Below are 24180 nucleotides of genomic sequence, written 5' to 3' on the forward strand. Positions count from 1 at the left end.
AACAAGCATACCAAAAAAGAACCCCGTTACTTCCGTAACGGGGTTTTATATAACTAAAAAAGTATTTTTCTTAATCCTGCACCTGGAATACAATCGGAAGTGAATATAATACCCCTACTGCCTTTCCTCTCTGCTTACCAGGAGTCATTTTAGGCAACAGCTTAATTACACGTCCAGCTTCTTTTTCTAATCTTGGGTGCGGCCCTCTAGCCTGAACACCAACAATGTTTCCAGATCTGTCAATCTTAAATCTTACGTAAATTCTGTTTACACCGGTAAGACCAAGTTCACTACCTAGTTCTGTATTAAATTTACGGTTAACAAATTTCTTAACCTTATCACTCATACATTTCTTCTTTGCAGCGTTTCCTCCAGCATTTTCACATCCAGGGAAAATTGGCACGTTTTCAATTACTGCAAACGGCACATCTGCAATTTCTTCTTCTTCTTCAACATCTTCTACCTCTTCTACTTCAACGATCTCTTCTTCTTGATTTGTTTCTGTAGATTCGATAATAGTTTCTTCTACCTCTTCTTCATCTTCTACTACATCTATAACTTCTGGAGCAGGTGGCGGAGGTGGAGGTGGAGGTGGTGTGTTCAAGTTTTGTGTAATTGGCACATCCTCTTCTTCTAATTCATCAAGATTTACCTGACCAATATCAATATTACTTCTATCATAAGTTTTCCACTCAATTGCTGCCCAAGTAAAAAACAGTACTGCTATAAGTCCTAGCTGAAGGAATAAAGTACTTCTTCTACTTAAATCTGCTTTAGGATTTTTCTTCGGTTCCATAATTATATCACGTTATAGGATTGCTAAAATAGCTATTTTCTTTTGTAATTTCCAACTAAAGATAAAAATGTAAATCAAAAAAGTAGATTTTTTAACTTTTATCTTGTTCCAAAACAAACACTAAATCATCTTTAGACGGATTAGCGCTGTCTTTTTAAGTTCTGCTTGATTTAAATTTAATCAATTTGTTTTCAAATACTTTCAATAAAATTACCACAAAAATTATACCGCTTGTATTGGCTAGAACATCTTTCCAATCAAAACTTCTATAATTGGTTAATGTAGCCTGAGCAATCTCCATCGCTAAACCATACAAAAAACAAATAAGAGACGATTTGATCAAACTCTGATTAAAACCTTCTGTTCTTTTTTGAGAAAAGAAGAAGAACAGAAACCAAATAAAAGCAAAAACAAAATAGGCACCAAAATGCGCAATTTTATCCGAGTCTTTTACATCTACTTGTATTGGATTAACAAATTTAGCTAACGAGGCCCAGGTGATCAACCCGGTATACAAAATTGCTTGTAGTAAAAGGTAGTTATGCCCCAATAATTTCCTTATAACCATCTGCCGATAAAAGATCATCGATTTGAGACGTATCAGAAATTTTGATTTTGATCATCCACCCTTCTCCATAAGGATCTGAATTCACTACCTCTGGGTCGCTTTCGAGAGCTTCATTGAACTCAACAATTTCGCCAGATAATGGCAAAAATAAGTCTGAAACCGTTTTTACAGCTTCTACAGTACCAAAAACTTCCTCTCTATCCAGTTCCTCATCAAGAGTTTCAACTTCTACATATACGATATCCCCAAGTTCGCCTTGTGCAAAATCCGTGATACCTACTGTAGCAATATCGCCATCAATTTTTACCCATTCATGGTCTTTTGTGTATTTTAATTCTGAAGGAATGTTCATCCGAAAATTATTTACGAGTTTTTACTATTTGCGACGAAAATAATTCTAATTTATTAGATTTTAGAAAAACCTATGTAAAAATTATCAAAAAACAATTGTCAATAACCTTTTTCCCGTAAAAGTTCATTTTTCTTAATTCCCAAAATTATATCTCAACGTAAAACCACCTCTGATGGTTGTCTGAGGAAAAGCTGTAGAAATTGAATACTCAGAAAAAGTATGATCATAGAAAAACAACGCAGTTAGATTCTTACTTAACGCATAATCTGCAGTAAGTTTAAAACCATAAATATCTTGTCCTGCGGTTACTTGAGTATTATCCAAATCCAAATAACGTATCAAAGTTTCATTTTGACGTAAAGACAAATCTGCCCTGATATTCAGATCACTCTTTATGATCTGTTTCCTTCCTGCAATTCTAGTTGCAAAGCTCAAGTCTTGTAATCGATACCCCAGACCAATAATATATTCGTTTCCTTGGATTTCGGTAAGTAAATTATTATCAAAACTTAATGATAACGCTCTATCTTTTTTCCACTCGGCCAAAATCTTGACAGAGTTCTTCATCTCCATATCTAATCTGAAAAGCGGGCTAAATTGTTCGGTAAGATTAATATTTGAATACAATATTGGGTTTCTGAAATTCCCTGCCTGATCCACGTCATTAGCATTATTAAACTCCAGATTAGTTCTAAATTGATTAATCGTATAATTGGCACGATACCCATGAGCTACCGAAAAACGTTTAAATCGTTTCTTGAACCACTTCAAATTCATCAAACCGGTGTATTTTACATCCCAATTTGGAAGAGGCACATCTCTGAACGCTCCTTTTTGCACTTTATCAGGATTAGATCCCGAATAGGCCGACAAAAAGGCCGGCAACAACACCGCTTGATTTGTTCTACCAAAACCAACAGGATAGCGATACCCATTAGGTTCTTCTTCTGTGCTTCTCGGAAAAGAAGTTGTACCGTAGAATTCTGTTGCCAAACGATCTGCAATGATCTCTCTATTCTGCCTAAAGTCGTCAAAAGCTTTTGAATTAAATTCATCACTTTTTTGGAATGAAGTTTTAATCAACAAGGTAGAAATTGTAAAATTACCAAAGACATTTGGTGATAATGAAGAGTATGGATTATCTGTATCGATATTACCATCGGTATCCAGGTTCACTCTAAAGTTCTCTGTATAAGTTTCAGAAAAGTTTCTGTTTGCACTAATATCCACCTTAAGATCCTTAAGCAATCCTAATGACGCCTGCACATTAAGCTGACGGCCTTCTACTTCTTGATACTGTTGGTTAAAATCCTGAAAAAGAGTCAGCCACCCGTTACGCGCAGCAATATCTCTAATTTCAGATTGGCTACCAAAAGTAAATCCTACAGTAGGCTTTAAGGTTCCCACAAAACCGGGCTCTCGAACATATCCTGGAAGAAATATTCCATTATCTTGTTGATAATTTACATTGATCTTTTTTACCGCAGTAACCAAACCAATTAAGGTGTTATATGCCTTATCTCCAACAGTAAGTTTAGTTTTTGTTGGTTTTACCTTTTTCTTTTTCTTCCCATCCTTACCTTCTAGCGCTGGTCCTTCTTGGTCTTTTGGACCTCTCTTTAAAGTGGATGATTTCTTCTTTTTCCCTGGTTTTATCTTTGTCAACCCTACATATTTATATAGGGTATTCATATCTAACGAACCATTCAGAGTATGCACATTGGCATTTTGTACGGTATTACCCAGATCAGGAATACCTTCTAAGGTCTTTAAAGCTTCACTTCCTTTTACCCATTGGAAGTCTGCATTATAGGTATATGTACCTCGCATAAACTTCAACAGCGGAATTTTCTTGAAGGGTATTTCGTAATTTACCTGTAGCTGTTGGCTATGTGTATTCGCATCACCAATATCAAAGAAACCACTCCAAACGCCTATAGTATTATCCACCTCATTATTCTCATCAATAAAATTCTTTACTATTCTATTGTTGGCTGAAGTAAAACTAAAATTCAAAGACTTGGTAATTTGATGGTTGATCCCATATTGCCAATCAAAAAGGAAATTTCTTTGAAACAGCGCAGGAAGCCTAATATCATCCGGCCCCAGGGTAATATCCCTAAACACCTGTTCATTATACTGACGATTGATATTAGAATTCACAGAAATACTTGTTGGCAAAGGATTGAAATTAAAATCTTTTAATAGATCAAAATATCTGCTTTTACCCAAAAACTTTATTTTCTTGAAAGGCTCAATCTCTTTTGGCTTAAAACTAAAGTCATAGGTAGCTCCTACCCTTACATTCTGGTCGAGGGATTTCTCTATCTCAAAATCCCGATGATCTGTTTGATTATAAGTTCCTGAAAAAGTAAAATTCTCTACATCGTAAGGCATCGGTTTTTTACCCCCGGTGCGTTCTTTACGCAGCCCAATTACATTAAAACTCTGTCGTTTGGTATAATCAGTAGATTGTCGTTCTACTCGTTCTTTTTCCTCGGGATCGGTAATATTATCTAATCGATCCTGCAACTCCAAATCTTGAAACTCTGGATCAAACTGAGGAGTAATCAACTCTTCTCCTCTACTATAGTTAAACGGGATTTGCACTCCCCATTTTTTTGGCAAAAGTTGTCCCAAATTTACATTTGTAGTAAGGTCATATTGTCTAAAATCCTCCTGACTTCTTTCGTTAGGCCCTTGCTCAATCCCCCCAAAACCAATAGTACTAATTCTACCAGAAGCACTGATGTTTGCAAAATCAGCAATATTAGCATCCATATTTGCCACAGCTGCCCAACCTCCTCTGTTTTTAAGATCAGAAAGTCGCATTTCATTAAACCAAACAAAACCAGATTGAGTACTTCCACTATCATTCTTTACCCCTACCATCATGAACCTTACATCACCAAAATTTGGATTCCCTTTGATTCCTACTCGCAAATTATTAGGCCCATCAAAGAAATTAAGATCATTAACACTAAGAGCATCATTACCCAATACGGTAGATTTTATTTCCTGCAGAAACTCCAACGGAAGACTTAACCGGTTAGCAGAAGGCCAAACACCTTCTGGTGAACTATCTCCTAGATCAGAGACTTCTAAGGGTAATTCTATTTGATAGAAATTATTTGTAAAATCATTACCCATTCTAATGAATGCCCTCAGTTCTCCATCTTCCAAAGAAATGTTTCCTGGTAAGTTTTCTGCATGCAGAAACATTTCGAGGTTTTCATATTGCCTCATATCCACATTAAAGTTCTTATACACACCACGCGCATCACCGGATTGTAGATCTGTCACCCCCAGGGCGAGGGACCTTTCATCTTCACGAATAATATTGTTATTGTTATTTAACTGCTCTCGCACTACTCCAGGAGGCGTGGTATAGTTATTAGTTTCCTCAGCACTTACCGAAGTTACGATCACTTCGCTATCCCCAAATACGTTAAGACCACTGGTTGGGTCATTGGTTTCATTACCTTCAACAATATATCGTCTATAGTCACCTCTTACCAGATCCATGGTTCCAAAACGCAATAATGCAGGTTGGTCAAAATCGGTAAGGTACATTCGCATAAAGCGAATAGACCTAAAGTCGCTAATATTAATAGCATTGGTAGGTTCGTAAATAGGAACTTTAAATCGCACCCATCTGGTCTCTATAATACGGCCTCCTACTTCAGACTCCACAATATCAGGAACATCAGAAATATATCCTGTATTACCGTCATTCCCTATATCCATCCCTTCAAAAATCGGAATCTCATACTCAAAATAACTATTAATCGTATTCATTGTATTATCCCGATTCACATCCTCTGCTGTAGGGAAAGTGGTATTTCCTCGATCTGTGTTACCTACGTCGGTAGGTGAGTTTCCTTGAGTACCATTATAATTTCGATAACGCTCAACGATACCTCCTTCTCCCTGCAAGAAAAATCTATAGTTATCCCCAGACGGATCATCCAGAGATTGGAATAAAGCAAACTCTGGTTTTGCCCTCTCTTCGGCATCACTCAACCCATCAAAACCTGCATCCTGATCTACTCTTGCCTGTCCTTCGGTATCAAAAGCATAAATTAACGATTGATTTACCGGTACTCTTGCATATTCTGTCTCTACAGTTGCCCCATCGGTTCCCTGAGCGGGAAGTCCATTTTCGTACTGCTTTCTTCCATCCTTAAGAACATCCTCACTAATGTTACCAAGGTTAAAAATAATGGTACCATTTGTAGTTTCTGTCAAAGGCTCTTGTGTTCCATTTGTTCCTCTGAAAAAAGGATCCATCAACCAAAACTCTATGAATTCTACGTTGGACTGTTCAAAGTTAGTAGAGGTTAATTGCCTCGTAATTCCACCAAAGTTCTCTTCAGGATCTGGTGCTGGTAAAGTACTCCCCGGAGCATAGGCAGGATTGAAATTATACTGTCCTCTAACTCCTGGTTCGTAGTTTAAATCCAGGGTAAAAAGTGCCAATGATTGTCCTTGCGGAATATCAGTATTTGGAAAAATCTCGTCGATAAAAGTTCTTCTGGTTCTATTGGATGCCAGATCTTCATCAGTAATCCCACTAGGTCGGCTAGCACTATAGAAAATAGGGTCTATCGAGTACCAGGACAGCTTTGCTCGCTTGTACCCAGACTCCAGGCCATCGACTACAATTTGACTTGTTGGATTATTCGGATCCCCAAAACCAATCGGCACACTCGATAGCTCCCAAGACAACGGAGAAGACACATCAATTCGAGTCTGCGCCCCTTCAAAGTCATCGATATATGTAGTCACTCTACCGTCAAAATCAGCTCCTTTTGGTGCTCCTGCAATTAAATATGCCCCTTCGGCTCTTACCGATACATTTGAAGGTACATCGGTATCAATATTGGGTAATTTATTTACCAATCTGGTTAACAAAGGAACTTCTGTAGAATAGCTAAGATTGAATCCTAAAATTGTGTTATTAATGGGTTCAAAATCGTAGCTCGATTTTTGTGTAATCGGTCGTTCATTCAAATTCAAAAACGTACCTCCAACAATGAAATCATCATTAAACTTATGTTCAACATTAATCCCTGTAAATCGTTTTGTCTGCTGACCAAACACCGCATTATTTTCTGTTGAAACCTGAATTGGGGTATTCGATGACAACAAAGCTTCGTCTAAAATGTTCACCCTTCCCAACTGGTAATTTACAGTATAATCCACACCTTCCTGAAGTACTCTACCTCCAGCGGTTACGGTAACCGACCCTTGCGGGACATTAAATGCTCCCAATGGAATACCATCTTGACCAGAAGACTTGTACCGCCCTTTTAATTGAAAATAGTTTCTATCTGCAGATTGCTGTTCCGCAACCACTTTGGTCTGCGTATACAGATCTCTAAATACATATTCTGCCTGATTTGGATTATAAGTAGTTGGATCTATATAATTAGCCCCCGCAGGACCATTGTCTAGTTTATCAAAGAGGTGTTCTCCGAAAGGTTCAATTGTGGTAAAAATAATTCTTCCATTTTCTGTATCCACCGTTATTCCCGGGACATAGTCAAAGAAACCATCTCCTCCCGACACCGGGTCATTGTTAGGATTCAAACGATCCATATTGAACACCTGCAATAAGGTGGTTTGTTCTACATCATCTGGTAAAGGTACCGCAGAACCTTCGGCTGCTACAATATAATTTAAGGGCGATGGGTTGGTATATAATATATTTAATCTGAAATCATTTTGCTCTAATCGAAATGCACCTGTGCTATAGATATTCTTCATCATCAGGTCCCATATAGGAAGGTTTACATTCGTAATTGGGCTTTTCAACATCTTAACCACTAAACTTTGACTAGAACCAACTTCTACTCCTGTACCTGTCCCCGTATCTACATTATCACCTATGGTAGCATCTACGCCATCATTAGCAAATTCACCAACCTGGAAAACTCGACCTCCAACGGTATATTGAAAGGCAACACCAAGTACCTCATCGTTATTCAATCGTTGGTTTAAGGAGATGTATCCTAATTGTGTGTTTAAGGTATATTCTGAAGGCAATAATTTTCTAGCATTTTCCAAAATAGCGTAATCGAAACCTTCTGCAAAATTCGAGATTGGGCCAATAAAACCTTGTTGAACAGTAGGTATTTGCCGTACCGCATCAGTAATTGGCCCTGCAGGTCCAATAGCTGTTGGATCCAAATCATTATTTGGGTTATCCGGAAATGCTCCTGGGCCTGTATTAAATAGTGTTCCCGGAATAGTAAAGTTTCCAGGGTCTGGAGCTTCTCCCAAATCCTGAAGCGCAACAATATTACGTGCATTGGTTAGGGTTTGAGCACTCGTAGCTCTGTTTGTTACCCAAACCTCAAGTCGAGTGATCTGAACATTGTTATTGATAAACGGATAATTAGTTAATGCTGCGTCATAATTATCCCTGAAATAGTGCGCCAAGAAAAAGTGGCGATTTTCGTCATAATCCCATGCAAAAAGTTCGAAGTCCTCTACAGTTCCCCCTCCTTGCACATTTACAGATCTAGTTTCTGATCTTTGCTCAGAGAACACCCCAGTAATGGTTGTTCGACCAAATTGCAGCCCCATCTTCACTCCAAAAAGACTTTGCGCTCCCTGAATCAATGAACTATTCAGAGGCATACTCACATTACCCACTTCTATACTTTGAATAATATCATCTTCTGTAGGTGTATATTCTAATTTTAACTGATTCTGGAAATCAAAAGTAGATTCGGTGTCGTAATTAGCTGTTATTTGTAATCGCGTACCGATTTTACCCAAAAGACTTAGACTAATACGCTGATCAAAATCAAAGGTAAAATTACTTCGGTTACGTGGAGAAAAAGCAGGATTATCTTGTTTGGTATACAATAATCCAAGATCCATTTCTACAGATCCCTGTGGAATAATTTCTATTTCATTTCCTCCGAATACGGACTCAAAAAAGCTCGAGTTTACGTAAAAAATAGGTAGTAAGTTCTTACGTTTTTCTTCACTTCCATCTTTCTTACCACTAAACGCTTCGATTTTTTCTTTAAAATATGCTCTTCGTTGCTCTTCTGCTACCAAAGCTTCATACTCCTCTGGAGTCAAAAAAAGTGGATATCTCACATTAAAATCGCCCAGCATCTCCCGATAAATATATCTATTGGTAATGGGATCATATTCATATTTTGCAACAATGCTGTTAGGATCTGGTAGTGAGAGTTCCCCTAGAGAATATGTAGTACTGGTAGAATCGCGTACGGTCTCATTTTCCTGTCCGTACAACACCCCACTATAAAGTGTTATCAAACATACTAGTATCCTAAAAAAATTAAAGCGTAAGTAATATAACGAACTCAAAGTTTTTATAAATTTTTTAGTGCTTGTTTAATAATATTTTCAACTGTTTCGTTTGGGGTGTTTTTAAGAATTCTATCAACAACTTTGGTGGCGAGCTTTCGATTAAATCCTAGGGTTTCTAATGCAGATAACGCTTCATCCTTGTTCGTATTGCTTTGAGACACCGAAACTTCATCAATATTATAAACTTTAAGAATTTTGTCTTTTAGGTCGATAATGACCCTTTGCGCGGTTTTGGCTCCAATACCTTTTATAGACTGAATAGTAGCCACATCATTTGATGCGATTGCTTCTTTAATTTGATCCGGGTGCAATGATGACAACATGGTTCGAGCGGTACTTGCTCCAATTCCAGAAACCGAAATTAGTAGTCTAAAAATTTCGCGCTCTGATTTTTCAACAAAACCGAATAGGGTATGCGAATCTTCTTTAACCTGCAAATGTGTATAAAGCTGTAGTACTTCTTCATCGGGTAGTAATGAAAAAGTATGTAATGAAATATGTAGCAAATACCCTACTCCACCACAATCTATTACTACATCAGTTGGATTTTTTTCAACAAGCCTCCCCTTGATATGTGTGACCATGTGTTAAGTTGATGTTAAGCAACCAAATGTAATAAAATTATACTACATAAAATGCTAAAAAATAAGCTTTAAAAAATTCAATTTTTAAAGCTTATTTATTCTTCTTTTTTTTCTAGGTTTACTTCAACTCTTCCAGCACTCCTTTTGCGATACTGGACAAATCTCGATCTCTCTTTTCTTTCTCTTGCGCATCAATCACGGCAACTGCGGCCATGTTGATCATCTCATCAACACTTGCACCAAGTTGTAGAATATGTACAGGTTTGTTCATTCCCATCATAATGGGCCCAATCGACTCTGCACTATTTAACTCACTCAAAAGCTTGTAGTTACTATTGGCAGAATCCAAACTAGGAAATACCAATGTATTTACTTTTTCGCCATTAATTTTGGAAAAAGGAAACTTATCTTTTCGCATTTTTCTATTGAGTGCAAAATTCATTTGTAATCCTCCATCCACAATCAGACTAGGATAATAACGATGCAGATACGCTACTGCATCCTGAACTTTTTCGGCACTTGGATGATTAGACGAACCAAAATTAGCATACGAAATCATTGCCACTACAGGTTTTACTCCAAACATTTCTACTGTTCTTGCCGTCATTTGTGCAATTTTAGCCAATTCTTTTGATGTAGGATCAATGTTTATTGATGTATCACTGATAAACAATGGCCCTTTATTAGTCATCATCACATTCATAGTAGCAATACGCGTGGCTCCTTTTGCCAAACCAATAAGATCCAACATCGGTTTCACCACCGTAGGATAGCTACGAGAATACCCAGATAGCAACGCATCTGCATCACCTTCGTTGACCATCATGGCAGCAAAGTAATTTCGTTCTCTCAACAATCTTTGAGCATCATACAAGGTAATCCCTTTGCGCTTATTTGCTTCCCAATATTTACGAGCGTAGTGATTCTTACGCTCTATTTCTTCATCAGCTTTGGGATCTATGATATCGATTCCTTCAGGATCAAAATCAATCTCATTCATCAGTTCGATGATAATATCTTTTCGCCCCAATAAAATAGGATAAGCAATTCTTTCCTCTTTAACAGCTTGTGCCGCTTTTAGCACATCAAGATGATCTGCTTCAGCAAAAACAACACGTTTGGGGTTGGTTCTAGCACGATCCAAAAGTAATCTCACTAGTTTATTATCATTCCCCATACGTTCTAACAATTCGTCCTCGTACTTTTGCCAGTCGGTTATAGGCTCAGTAGCAATCCCACTATCCATCGCTGCTTTTGCCACCGCAGGAGGTACTTTTGCGATCAACCTTGGATCAAAAGGTTTTGGAATGATATATTCTTTACCAAAATTAAGACGTGTTTCTCCATAAGCAATATTTACCTGTTCTGGAACCGGTTCTTTGGCCAACTCTGCCAAAGCTTTTACCGCTGCCATTTTCATTTCTTCATTAATTCCTGTAGCACGCACATCCATGGCCCCTCTAAATATAAACGGGAAACCTAAAACATTATTTACCTGATTAGGATGATCACTTCTACCAGTAGCCATAATCGCATCCTTCCTTGTTTTGATCGCTAGATCATAGCTAATTTCGGGATCTGGATTTGCCATAGCGAATACGATTGGATCATCATTCATAGACAACAACATCTCTGGCGTTACCAAATTTGCCATAGACAATCCGATAAACACATCTGCGCCTTCCATCGCATCTTTTAGTTCGTGCAAATCTCGACCTGTAGCAAACTCTGCTTTTTCTTTGGTGAGATTATCTCTGTCCTTTCTTATGACTCCTTTACTATCCGTCATAACGATATTTTCGGCTCTGGCACCAAAGGCTTTATACAGCCTTGTACAGGAAACGGCTGCTGCTCCCGCTCCACTAACTACAATTTTGACATCTTCAATATTTTTCTCTGCTATTTCGAGTGCATTTAATAACGCAGCTGCAGAAATGATTGCTGTTCCATGTTGATCGTCGTGCATCACAGGGATATCCAGCTCTTCCTTTAATCGTCTTTCGATCTCAAAAGCTTCTGGAGCTTTAATATCTTCTAAATTGATCCCTCCAAAAGTGGGAGCAATATTTTTTACCGTCTCGATAAAAGCATCTACATCTTTGGTATCTACTTCGATATCAAACACATCTATTCCTGCAAAAATCTTAAATAGCAGTCCTTTCCCCTCCATTACTGGCTTGGATGCTTCGGGTCCAATATCCCCTAGACCTAGTACTGCAGTACCATTGGATATTACCGCCACCAAATTTCCTTTGGCTGTATATTTGTATACGTTAGAAACGTCCTTTTCTATTTCTAAACAAGGCTCAGCAACTCCTGGAGAGTATGCCAAAGACAGGTCTCTCTGAGTATTATATTTCTTGGTAGGTACTACTTTGATTTTACCGGGGGTGGGCTTGGCATGATAAATTAATGCCTCTCTTCTTTTACTTTCGATACTCATACTAAATCAAGATAAATGTGAGAATACTAAGTATACAAAGGTACAAGTCTGTATGAGATGCTAAAATTTAAACCGTGTAATCTTTGAAAAAATAGAGATAACTAAAAACAATGATATTTTTTAACAGTTTGATTGATAATTTATCATATATCAGGTTTGTTTACTGAAAATATCGTCAGGATTAACCAATTGATCTAATTGCATTCTGAATTCTTTATTCAATATTGATAATCCTAATTGATATGAAGCATTCATCCAACCAAAACCGCTTGAGGTAATATAGTCAAACTGAGTCCCAACATTACCGTACTCGGCATACACCTTATGCGTACACCCTACGACATCATATTTTTCTGGGATTGTACCATTGTAATTCACCGCATTTTTGGTAATCATCCATAACCACCGGTACACTAATTCTTGCGCTTCTCTTTCGTAACCATAGCTCTGTAATCCTCTCCAAATTACCATTTGGTGCGGTGCCCAACCATTTGGATAATCCCATTGTCGTTGAGGAGCATTGTGTTCTATTTCTGTAATATTAGAAGTACCTGCTACTCCTCCGTTTTGGACCAAACGATCAAATAATTTACTAACTAGCTTACCTGCTTGCTCTTCATTACAAAGACCTGCCCAAAGTGGATAAAAATTGGTAGCCGAATCTACAAGGTGTGGTTCTTTAGATACAAAATTATAGTCATAAAAAGACCCTTCTTTATCATTCCACAGATATTTGTTAACCAAAGCCTTTCTTTTGTTCGCTTTATCCAACCAAAAAGCCGAATTATATCCTTCCAAAGAATCATTGAAGATGTTCTCAATCAAATAGGCAATATCCATTTCATATTTATACAACAGACTATTTAGGCCAACCGTATTAAGATTTGCACAAATATCATCTAGACGATTTGAGGTATCATGACCACTTTCCCGAAGGGAGCGATCGTGCATAAAATAAGCATCTAATTCTGGATCCTTCAAAGTACCACCATCATAAGCCTGGATAAAAGCTTCCAGACTCAGCCCATGCTTTTTTGCAAACCGCTGCAACACAAAGTTAAAATGCCCTTCTTCAGTTTCTGGGGGGATTCCTATTCCTTCTCCCAAAAAACGGTTAAGGCCTGTTTCGGTTAATCGCACACCCTTTTGCATCCATACTTTTTCGTATTCCTTAATCACCATTTTCAGGTTTCGACTCATCCAATCCTTAGAAACTTCTGGATCATATTGATAAATTTCTTTTAACAACGAACTAAAAAACGGAGGTTGAGTTCTGGTTAGAAAATAGCTTCTATTTGCATTCAGAATCTTACCATAATATCGAATTTGATAGGCAAAATTATCGGCCATGGCCATGGCCAAGTCTAATCTATTATCAATTAGCAATCCTACAGATTCGAAATAACTATCCCAGCCATACATCTCATTAAAACGCCCTCCCGGAACTACAAATGGCACCCCGCTACCATCTTGGAGCGCCAATGCCAACAATCCTGGCTTCTTATTGATCGATTTCACATATGTTGGCGTAATTTGTTCTGGCAATATTTGAATCTCCAAAGCTGGTAACTCCTTCTTTAAGGCTTTATAATATTTAATCCCTTCCAAATCTTTTTCAGGAACATAAATCCTTTGTATCGTATCCTGAATTTTTTCATCCCCAAGTATACGATGCAACCCTTTTTTATCTATAGTACGCGTTAAATCATTCCAGAAGTAATCCCTAATCATTCTAGAAATTCGATAAGAGGGTAACTCTTCTATTTTCTCGACAGGGATTTCGGCTGTTGTTTTTCCTAATTGACGTTCAAGAGCTAATTCCTGCAATAAGTTGCTCAGGTGATATGTTCCTTTTACCTCGTATATGTTACCTCGTACACATTTCAGCTTAAAATGCTTAGGCCCTTTATCCTCAATAGTGATTTTATTATCTGCATCAGTATCTTCCTGTTGCAATAAAGCTTGTAACGTTTCCGAAATTGGTAGTTTAAAGTGCATTTTTTGAAGTAACTTTTCTTAAGATGAAGTAGGAAATCAATAATAATCCCATAGGTATCAAGGTATAGTAAAACGCATTTTCTGGGCCTTGGTTTTTAAACAACCAACCTATTATTCTAGATCCAAAAGTCCCTCCTAGTGCAGAAAATACAACAATCAATCCTGTCATTGGACTGTGTAGTTTTTCTGGAAGTGCACTGAGCACAACGGAGTTGAGCAAAGGATAAATTGGCGCAATAAATAAGCCTACGATAGGAAAAGCAAAACCAATAAGCGGGATATCTGTAATAGCAGCAATTTCTCCCACATTGGCATTTATCGTTTTGGGGAGGATGAAAATCACTAACAACATTGCAATTATGGTACATCCAGAGAGCACCCACAACCAGTTGATTTTTTGCGTAATGATTCCCGCCAAAATTCTCCCTATCGCCAGACAAATTGCCAAAACGCTAGCCATCATAATACTCACATTTTCTGGCAATTGCAATACTTTATCATTAAATGATGGCAACCAAGTCATTATCCCTTGTTCTATCATCACAAACAAAAAAGCACTAACTACAAAAACATTAATCAAGAGCCTGGCTAACAACCTGAACATTTCTGCAAAATCTTGAGCCAGATTTGCCCCAGGTATTTCTGGTTCCTTTTCAAATTTTGTAAATAAGAGAAATAAAAATGAAAGCAAGGATATTCCTGCCAGCAACCAATACACATTGAGCCATGAATCGGGTTTTTCTTCTATATTAAAAGCCGGAAAAAGGAAATACGCCAAGGCAATCCCAATCATAAAAACTCCCTCTATAGAACTCATCAAACTATTGTGTTCCTTTTCTCCCTGGGTCACCATCCCAATCATCGAATACACAGAAACTTTAATCAATGCAAAGGAGACTCCAACGGTAGCAAATAAAATCTTTGCGGAAGTAAAAGAATTCCCATAATACATAGAAACACAAGCTACAGATACCAAGGCCAATCCGATTAACATTGCTTTTTTATATCCTATTCTGGGCAAAAAAGAAGCTAAAAAGAAGGAAACAATAGCAATCGGTAAATCCTTAAAAGCTTCTAGTATACTCGCTTGAACTTCATCAACACCATAGTTATTTTGAGATTTTAGTATTACAATTCCAACGCTATTCAACAGGATGGCAAATACGAAGTAATTGAGATATAATGAAATTTTAACAGAAAGGTTTTTCATTAGAGAACAAGAGGTATTAAGTAAAGAATCAATGGTTTAGTACTTATATAAATGTAAGAAAATTTTAGCATTGCAAGCAATATATCCCCTACCTTCATCTCATCAAAGCAGGGGATATATACTACGCTAACACAAAAAAATTAGAAATCAAGAGCGACAGACATACGCACCGCTCTTCCCAAAATTGGTCTTGCCAAAAACACATCATCATTGGCACTAGTCGTTCCTCTTGGGTTTCCTTCTGTAAGTCCTATTTCATTAAATAGATTAGAAGCATCAACTCCAAATCTCAGATTATCTATTTTATAAAAAGCTCCGGCATTAAACACATTGAAAGATGGAAGTTCGATGGTATTCGCCTCGTCCTGGTATTTTTTCCCAAAGTGTGACCATTGTGCATAAATCCCCAGATCTTTGATCACCTCTACCTGTGGTCTTAGGGTAAAGTATACATTAGGAATCCTACGAGCAGTATTGCCTTCAAAATCAAAAGTAGAACCATCGGCATTAGATCCTGAAAAATTATCATACTCTGGTCGTTGCACCGTGATATTGGCTTCTATATCAAAAACTCCATACTTGGCGTTGGCCTCCAACTCTAGCCCTATATTATTCACATCTGCAAATCTATTTTCTGAAGTACCGTCGGCAAGGATATCCGTAAATGCGATGTTATCCATATTCATATAGAACAAATTGGCATAAATCCCGATATTGGAGGTAGAATATTTAAATCCTAATTCGGTCTGATCCACTTCTGTGATTTCAATCCCGCTTAGGTCCGCGGCATTGTCATAATACGATTCTTCTATTGGTGATCTAAATCCATGACTATGTCTCGCATACATGGCCATATTATCACTGAACTTATAATTTAAAGCCGTGGTATACGACAGTTCTTCCACATCATAATCCCAATACGTATAAGGATTACCATCTACCACAGTGATGGCATCGTCTGCAGTGTTGTTTGGGAGTAAGCCTAAATCTGTTGAGAAAAAACGTGCATTATCTCTAAATCCAGAATATTGATCATCATCGTATCGTAAACCAAAATTGGCAGTTAGTTTTTCTGTGATATCTACTTCGGCATCCAGATAAATCGCATTAAGCAATCCTTTGGTTTGCGCGTCTCGCTCTAACCAGGTTATTCTTTCGATTCCATTGTAGGTTCTTGACACCCCAGTACTGGTATCCACCAAATTAACCAGACGTGGATCATCGGACACATCTACCAGATAATTACTCCAGTTCCAATATTGATTCGATTTCCAATTGGAATAATAATATCCTAGCGTAAGATTGACATTTTCAAAATTGAAAGAGAAAGCTAGATTATTTGCAAAATTAGACATGTCTTTATCTATCGCCCAATGATCTGCTCGCATTACCAAGGTATTGGGATCCAGGGTTTCTCCTGTGTCTACATAGGTATACTCGGCATTGGCCGCATCATCTAATGGAAATTGTGTGGTACCGGTAGCAAAATCCGCTTGTGTATTTGGACCTCCTGTACTAAAAATCGCATTGTAGTTTAAGTCAATTGCGGTATTTCTAAAGGAGTTTTTTACCGACACTTTATCCGAAATGTCATACTTAAATTCACCTCCAATAGCATCTACATTAGGATTGACTCCATCTTCAAGATCTCTTTCAAAGAAACCTCCTCCTACTTGTGGCACTCTTAGTCTACTGAAATTTCTGGAAGTTAGGGTCCCAAAATTCGCATCAAAACCTTCGAACTCCTCTGGATTGCCATCGCTATCTCCACGTAAAGGGATGGGTAATAAAAATAGGTTTCGATCTTCAAGCTTTTTGAAATACACGCGTGCATATCCCTTATCGAATTTGTAGGTAAGGTTAAATTTCATTTGCCCACCATTATTTGCAGCAAATCCAGGATCTCTAATCCCCTGATCCACTCGATAGAAACCTCCGATATTAAAAAACAATTTATCTTCGATAACCGCTCCACTTATGTTAAGGTCTGTTCTAAACAAGCCATAATCTCCTACACTCAATTTGGCTCTACCCATCAACTCATTTTGCCCTGTTTTAGAAATAAAATTGATAATTCCTCCAGGAGCATTTGTTGCAAAAATAGAAGCCGATCCCCCACGAATAGCCTCCATATTTTTTACGGTTTCATCCAATCTATAGAAAGCATCTGCATTTGCGAACTGTAGTGCCCCATCTTCAAAAACTGGTAATCCATCCTCCTGAATTTGCACAAACTCGTATGCTCCGGCAGAAGGAATCCCTCTGGCAAATAAGTTGTTTCCTACCTCACCTCCAGAAGTCTCTACCAAAAATCCCGGTACAGATTGCAATATATCCGCTGTGCTTTGCGGTGCTTTTTGCTCTATTTCTTTTGCCCCCATTGTGGTGATCGCAACGCTGGATTCTAATTTAGTTCTTGGATTCGACGTTCCCGTAACTACGATTTCATCCAAGGAGAGCAGGTCCTCCTGCAGAACAATATCTTTGGTAATATTTCCTGTTACTGTAATGGTTTCTCGTACGGTTTTAAAACCGATAGACGATACAACTATAGTATAATCCACCCCACTCTCTAGATTATCTATACTATATTTCCCGTCAAAATCTGTAGTAGCCCCCCGGTTTGTTCCTTCCAAAAGTACATTTACCCCCAAGACTGGAATATTTTGAGCATCTGTAATGGTCCCCGAAATACTTCCACTTTCCTGAGCATGTGAGTAAACTACCCCCATAAGAAGCAATGCCATAAAAATTAATCGTAATTGTTTCATTTTCTGTAGTTATTTAATTCACTGCAATTTCTCAATTGTTTTATCTAGCTTACATCAAAAGTGTTTTCAAGAAGCGATCGAAAACGATTTCGAAAAAATCGAAAACGATTTCGAAACTTATTTTTTTTAGAAAATCAATTCATTATGATTTTAAATATGTAGCACAGACAAAACCAATTAAAAATCAGCAGTTTCAGAAGAAAGAAGTACAATATTAGAAATAGAAAACCATGGAAAACACCCTAAAAAATCCCCTCTAAACACATTTTTTATCATTAAAAATTTAGGATGGATTTATCAGTATACTTCAGCATTAATTGTATCTTGATATTGAAAATTGTACTCATGGAAATTACCACACTCAAGGACATTGCTAGTAAACTTGGTATTTCGGTAGCTACGGTATCAAAAGCGTTAAAAGATTATCCCGATGTGAATAAAGACACCAAAAAAAAGGTGCTTCATATGGCTAACAAATTGAATTACACTCCAAATCAACTAGCCGTTAATCTGAGAACCAAACAAACCAAAACCATAGGAGTTATCATACCCACTACGGTGCATCATTTTTTCTCAAAAGTAATTGATGGAGTAATTGCTGAAGCAGAAAAAAAAGGATATCTGGTTATCATTCTACAGTCTGACGAGAAGTTATTTCTTGAAAAGCTGCATGTCAATCTACTTATTGATAAACGCGTAGACGGAATCCTAATGTCCTTATCCAACAAAACCAATGAGTTTGTGCACTTAAAAAAAATAATAAGTAGAAATATTCCTTTGGTTCTTTTTGATAAAGTAGAACCTAGTATTGCTTGCTCCAAGGTGCGAATAGATGACCAAAAAGCGGCCTATGATGCAGTTTCTCATTTGATAAAAAAAGGATATCGAAAGATTGCCCATTTCCGAGGGGACCTAAATCCAAAAATTTCGAATGACCGTTTTGAAGGGTATCGAAAAGCTTTATTAGATCATCAGATTCCTTATGATCCTTCTTTGGTGTATATCTGCAATAACAATAAGGATTTTGAAGATGGTTATCAAAATGCACAAAAGCTGATCAAAGAGCATAAGGATGTCGATGCGATTTTTGCAATAACCGATCTGGTCGCGGTAGGGATTATTAAATATTTTAATGAACTAAGCATCAAAATACCTGATGATATTGCAGTTGTTGGATTCAGTAATTGGTTTATGTCATCCGTAGTAACTCCAACACTTACCACGGTAGATCAACCCGCCTACAAAATTGGTAAAACGGCTACAGAAATTCTCTTGGAAGAAATCGAGCTACTACATCAAGAACAGCCTATTACTCATAAAGAAGTAATTCTACCTACGCATCTCATTTTAAGAGAATCGAGCTAACCTTACCAGAAAAAGCCTACTACTATTGCCGTGATGAACAATAAAATTATCGAAAGCACTCTATAATTTTTATACCATGCTATCCCTACTAATTCCCTAGATTCTTGGGCGAACATTTCCTTTTTGTAGGTATACTCCTTGATTTGCTCCTCAGACTGTGGTTTAGTCGACAAACTAACTGTTGTATGCACACCAACACAAATCACGAATAACCAGGTTGCTTTGGCCAGAAAATGTAACTCGTTTATCGCAGGAAACAGATCAAAGGTTTGTGAAAGAATCATCAATACTGCCAAAGAGAATCCTGTAAGCAAACTCACGATCGATCCGGTTCCATTTGCACGCTTCCAGAATAACCCAAGAATAAATGTAGATACTGCCGGAGGACAAGTATAGGCAATTACTAATTGTAAATAGGTCCACAACGAATCACTAACACTCTCTATAAACGGCACCCATGAAATCGCTAACACTACAAGTACAACAGTAGTAATCTGCCCGACTCTTACTAGTTGTTTGCTGGTCATATTGGGTCGCAACTGCCTTACAAAATCCATAGTTACTAAAGTAGATGCAGAATTAAAAGTAGCAGACACAGAAGACATCATAGCAGCCATAAGCCCAGCCACTACCAATCCTAACACCCCAACAGGTAGTAATTGAAACAATAGCACTGGATAAGTAAGATTTGGGCAATCTGCAAGATTATCACATACAGAACCATCGGTTAGCGTATAGTTAAGGGTTGAAATATCTAGCGTACTAAACAACAACAAAGCTAATACCCCTGGCACTACCATTATAAAAATCACTGGCAGCTTAAGAAATCCAGCAAATAGTGCTCCCCAACGGCCATGATTTAGACTTTTTGCTCCCAAAACTCTTTGCACCATAAACTGATTATTAGCCCAAAAATAGAATCCGAGAAGTGGAACTCCGCTAAGTAATCCCCACCAAGGCATGAATTCGTCATTGTTGGGTCTTACCAAACTAAATACTTCTTCAGAATTAGCCGGTATAAACTTTCCTTCGGCGGCACGATTTCCAAAATCCACATCTCCTGCCGCTAACATCCCATCCAATTTACTCATCATACCTGACCATCCTCCGCCAAGTTGATCAAATGCAAAATAGGTCAGTAAACAAGATCCCAAAATCAACAATATGGCTTGAATAACCTCGGTTTGAATAACAGAATTAAGTCCTCCAGGTATGGTATAGGCCGCAGCCGCAACCGCCAAAATGATCAGAATCAAAGTAGAATCTAGAGCAGGGAATAATAAGGTTAAAACAATCTTACCCACATATAAACCTGCTGCTGTATCTACCAAGATATTACCTACTACAGTGATAAACGAAAAATAATATCGAGACCTGCTATCATACCTTCGTTCTAAGAATTCTGGCATCGTATATACTCCTGAACGCAGGTAAAAGGGTAGAAAAAAGATCGCAAAGAAAATTAATACTACTACCGCGTACCATTCGTAATTGTATACATTGATATTGGTCTGATACGCATCTGAGGCCAATCCTACCAATGTAGAGCTAGAAATATTGGCAGAAAACAGGGCAATCCCTACAATGGGCCAGGTCATGGTTCGACCTCCTAGAAAATAATCCTCAGAGCTTCCTCTTTTTGACTTTGATATTCCATAAATAATAATTCCGATTAGGTAAACTACAATGACGCCAATGTCAATATATGATAACTCATTCATATGCGAAGTGATTTGTGCTATGAACAACTTATTGCTTAATTATTACAGATTAGGGGAAGACAAAAGCAATAAAGTCGTAACTTTTTATAAATATACCTGATGAATATACAAGATTATTGCAAAAAGATTATGAATTTTTGATTCAAAATCGCACTTAAAAGTTATGCAAACGTTTGTATTATGAAAATTGCAATAAAGCATCCTTAATTTCGACACTTACTTTTCTTTTAGGAACTGAATATTTCTTTGCAATCCAGAAAATTTAGTTCTTTTGACGGCAGACTTCTGAAAGACTTTAGAAAACACTTCCTGAGTAATTTCTTCCCAATCCTTTTTGGTCATTTCTAACAATTCGGGCTTAGGATTAAACAGTGGTTCATTATGTGGTTTTGAAAAACGATTCCAGGGACAAACATCCTGGCAAATATCGCAACCAAACATCCAATCATCAAAACTACCTCTAAAACTTTCTGGTATTTGATCCTTAAGTTCTATCGTAAAATAAGAAATACATCTGCTCCCATCTACTACATAGGGCTCTACAATGGCTTGAGTAGGACAAGCATCAATACAAGCGGTACAGGTACCACAATGATCCGTAACCGGAGTATCGTAGTCTAACTCAAGATCGATGATTAGTTCTGCTATAAAATAAAAAGACCCTACCTGTTGAGTAAGCAGATTGCTATTTTTACCAATCCATCCCAGCCCACTTTTGGCTGCCCAGGCCTTATCCAGTACTGGGGCAGAATCCACAAAAGCACGACCATGAACATCTCCAATTTCTTCTTGAATAAAGTGGAGCAACTGCTTCAGCTTCTCCTTGATCACAAAATGGTAATCTGTACCGTAGGCATACTTAGAAATTTTTGGGGCTTCAGGATCTGTTTGAGATGTTGATGGGAAATAATTGAGTAATAGCGAAACCACGCTTTTGGATCCCTCAACAAGTTTGGTAGGATCGAGCCTTTTGTCAAAATGGTTTTCCATATACTTCATCTCCCCGTGCATTTCTTTTTTCAGCCAGGATTCTAGTCTAGGCGCTTCTTCTTCCAAAAAAGCTGCTTTCGAAATACCACAGGACAAGAACCCAAGTCGTTTCGCTTCGGTTTTGATAAGATTCGTGTATTTGGCTTTTTGACTCAACAGAAAGTTTATGATTTCAAAACTCAAAAGTAATCCATATTAAGGGCATAAAAAAACCAGAACACTATTGTGTCCTGGTTTGTAGCTCAATAATCATTTTAAAAATAATTAGCTACCCCAAATAATTATAAACTCAACTTATAATTCACATATATCCACGCACAAATTGGCAGAATACCCTGAGTTCACACATTTCTTATAACAAAAAATAGGATTATCCCAGGGATTGCCTCTTTGTCCACCAATTATCTGCTTTTGTGCAGTTTTACTAATTTTTTTATTCCTTTGATGTTCGTGGTTTTCATTTGTATTGGTTTTGATTATATAATCTTGCGTGTAGGTTAAAGTTCGAAGGGCTTATTTAGACATTCGATACACCAAGCCAACATTCCGTTGGGTCTGCGGCAAGAAGGTTTTGTACAATCGACCGGTCTAGGGGGATAACATTCTGGTCCATCATCACAAACTTGCTGCAACCCGCCATTAATCAATTTTTGAGTTTCATGATTTATTAGCGTTGCTCCTTTCACGTTTAGAATTTTCATAATTATGGTTTTTAGCATATAATTCCTTGAATATTTCAAGACGCCTAGAAATATGTCTTTTTAATATTCATCTGATATTGATCGTGAAAGTATAGTTTAGGATAAAAAGAAGAGTGCCATATTCTTGAAATTCAAAAATATGGCACTCTTTGCTACAAAATTTAGTTGAAAAAGACAATATAGGAAGTTTAGTTAGAGATAACCCAAAGTTGAATTTTGCGACTTACGATTTATCAGCTTATAGTTTAGTATGATAAATTCCATTACCCCAAGTCCCGATCAATAATCCGTTGTCATTTACTAGTATTTCAGATATTTCTTCAAAATCTATACTATCTATTTTTACCCAATTTTCCTTCCGCAATACGAAAATGCCTTTTTGCCAGCCACCTATAATCAAGCTATTCTTATCTGACTCTTCCAAAATATTAATTTGATTTATACCGATTTGAGGGGTATTAGGTATTTCTGTCCAAGTATCTCCCTCATCCACACTATGATAAATTGAACTAATACTATCTCTTCTCTTACTCGAAGCGACCCAGATTTCTTTTGAGTCTTTTGAAATTTTCATATCCCAACAAACCTTCCTTTTGGTATCCAAAATTTTTTCCCATGTTTCCCCTTGATCAATAGACTTCCATACTCCTTTGAAATACGTAAGTGCGTATATAATACTATCATTTCTTTTATCAATTTCTATCGCCCATGCAAACTTAAAAGTACTATCAATAGTTTTTGGACGGCATCTTTTCCAGTTGTTACCGCCATCAATACTCTTAACAACTCCAAAAGCTGAAGTTGCAGCATAGACCAAATTAGAGTTCTGAATTCCAGTTTTAATATCGCGAACATCTGAAGTAGGAAATCTCATATCTCTTTCCCAGGTTTTTCCTTTATCCTTAGTCTTGTAAAGACCATTTTTCCAGGTGCCTGCATAGATGGTTTCTTTTGAATCGTTTCCCACTGAAATGGATTGGATATCTGACACATAAGGACCAATTGGTTTGCCACCATGTAAAGGGATCCATGTATTACCGAAGTCGTTACTATGATATATTAAACCTGCACCCAAACGTTTACCTTTTAATCCCGCATAAAATTCGGAAGAAGAAATAGACGAATTTGCAAGTACTCTAATAATTTTCCCTTTCAAACCAAACCTTAAGGAATCTTTTTGCGCAATACTTATCTGATATTGAAAAAAAACCAATATCATAATAACCCTATACTTCATGTTTTATCTTTTAATAGAACTTAACTATTCATGAAATTAGGGCAATACAAGTGAAAACGAGTCCCATATCCTTGAATTTCAAAAAAGTGAC

Annotated in this window: 14 protein-coding genes; 1 reads left to right on the forward strand and 13 read right to left on the reverse strand. The window is 37.4% G+C overall.

The features are described 5' to 3' along the window. Positions 1–70: 70 nt before the first annotated feature. From BUE24_RS08805 to BUE24_RS08845, 9 genes are all read right to left on the reverse strand, one after another. Positions 71–796: an energy transducer TonB gene (locus BUE24_RS08805; RefSeq protein ID WP_073315631.1), complete on the reverse strand. Its 726-nt coding sequence runs from the start codon at positions 794–796 to the stop codon at positions 71–73. A gap of 154 nt (positions 797–950) precedes the next feature. After that, a complete protein-coding gene (locus BUE24_RS08810) occupies positions 951–1346 on the reverse strand; it encodes a VanZ family protein (protein ID WP_170864575.1) in 396 nt (131 codons plus the stop codon). Further along, a complete protein-coding gene (gene gcvH / locus BUE24_RS08815) occupies positions 1336–1716 on the reverse strand; it encodes a glycine cleavage system protein GcvH (RefSeq protein ID WP_073315632.1) in 381 nt (126 codons plus the stop codon). Before gcvH ends, BUE24_RS08810 begins: the two co-directional genes overlap by 11 nt. Before the next feature lie 132 nt (positions 1717–1848). Further along, the gene (gene sov / locus BUE24_RS08820) at positions 1849–9015 is read right to left on the reverse strand and encodes a T9SS outer membrane translocon Sov/SprA (RefSeq protein ID WP_244548136.1); all 7167 of its coding nucleotides are present in this window, start codon (positions 9013–9015) and stop codon (positions 1849–1851) included. Between the two features lie 56 nt (positions 9016–9071). Then, positions 9072–9653 (reverse strand): Holliday junction branch migration protein RuvA, encoded by a 582-nt coding sequence (gene ruvA / locus BUE24_RS08825; protein WP_073315634.1) that lies wholly within the window; start codon positions 9651–9653, stop codon positions 9072–9074. Positions 9654–9771: 118 nt separating this feature from the next. Continuing rightward, complete coding sequence (locus tag BUE24_RS08830; protein ID WP_073315635.1) at positions 9772–12096, reverse strand: NADP-dependent malic enzyme; 2325 nt, start codon at positions 12094–12096, stop codon at positions 9772–9774. A 150-nt stretch (positions 12097–12246) separates the two neighbouring features. Further along, positions 12247–14094, reverse strand: a complete 1848-nt coding sequence (locus BUE24_RS08835; protein ID WP_073315636.1) for an alpha,alpha-trehalase — start codon at positions 14092–14094, stop codon at positions 12247–12249. Continuing rightward, positions 14084–15304, reverse strand: coding sequence for an MFS transporter (locus BUE24_RS08840; protein ID WP_073315637.1), 1221 nt, complete (start codon positions 15302–15304; stop codon positions 14084–14086). Before BUE24_RS08840 ends, BUE24_RS08835 begins: the two co-directional genes overlap by 11 nt. 140 nt (positions 15305–15444) lie before the next feature. Further along, on the reverse strand, positions 15445–18075 hold the full coding sequence (locus BUE24_RS08845) for a TonB-dependent receptor (RefSeq protein WP_073315638.1): 2631 nt from the start codon (positions 18073–18075) through the stop codon (positions 15445–15447). A 345-nt stretch (positions 18076–18420) separates the two neighbouring features. Here BUE24_RS08845 and BUE24_RS08850 point away from each other — a divergent pair, with 345 nt between their 5' ends. After that, the gene (locus tag BUE24_RS08850; RefSeq protein ID WP_073315827.1) at positions 18421–19440 is read left to right on the forward strand and encodes a LacI family DNA-binding transcriptional regulator; all 1020 of its coding nucleotides are present in this window, start codon (positions 18421–18423) and stop codon (positions 19438–19440) included. 2 nt (positions 19441–19442) lie between these two features. Here the strand turns inward: BUE24_RS08850 and BUE24_RS08855 are convergent, their stop codons facing one another. From BUE24_RS08855 to BUE24_RS08870, 4 genes are all read right to left on the reverse strand, one after another. Then, a complete protein-coding gene (locus BUE24_RS08855; RefSeq protein WP_073315639.1) occupies positions 19443–21161 on the reverse strand; it encodes a sodium:solute symporter in 1719 nt (572 codons plus the stop codon). 216 nt (positions 21162–21377) lie between these two features. Beyond that, positions 21378–22307 carry a tRNA epoxyqueuosine(34) reductase QueG gene (queG, locus tag BUE24_RS08860; RefSeq protein ID WP_073315640.1) on the reverse strand — a complete coding sequence of 310 codons (930 nt, stop codon included), beginning with the start codon at positions 22305–22307 and terminating at the stop codon, positions 21378–21380. Positions 22308–22648: 341 nt separating this feature from the next. Further along, positions 22649–22852, reverse strand: coding sequence for a hypothetical protein (locus BUE24_RS08865; RefSeq protein ID WP_073315641.1), 204 nt, complete (start codon positions 22850–22852; stop codon positions 22649–22651). Between the two features lie 238 nt (positions 22853–23090). Then, positions 23091–24089 (reverse strand): WD40/YVTN/BNR-like repeat-containing protein, encoded by a 999-nt coding sequence (locus BUE24_RS08870; RefSeq protein ID WP_139241949.1) that lies wholly within the window; start codon positions 24087–24089, stop codon positions 23091–23093. Positions 24090–24180: the final 91 nt, after the last annotated feature.

The sequence above is a fragment of the Aquimarina spongiae genome, assembly GCF_900141785.1.
GTDB classification, from domain to species: Bacteria; Bacteroidota; Bacteroidia; order Flavobacteriales; family Flavobacteriaceae; genus Aquimarina; species Aquimarina spongiae.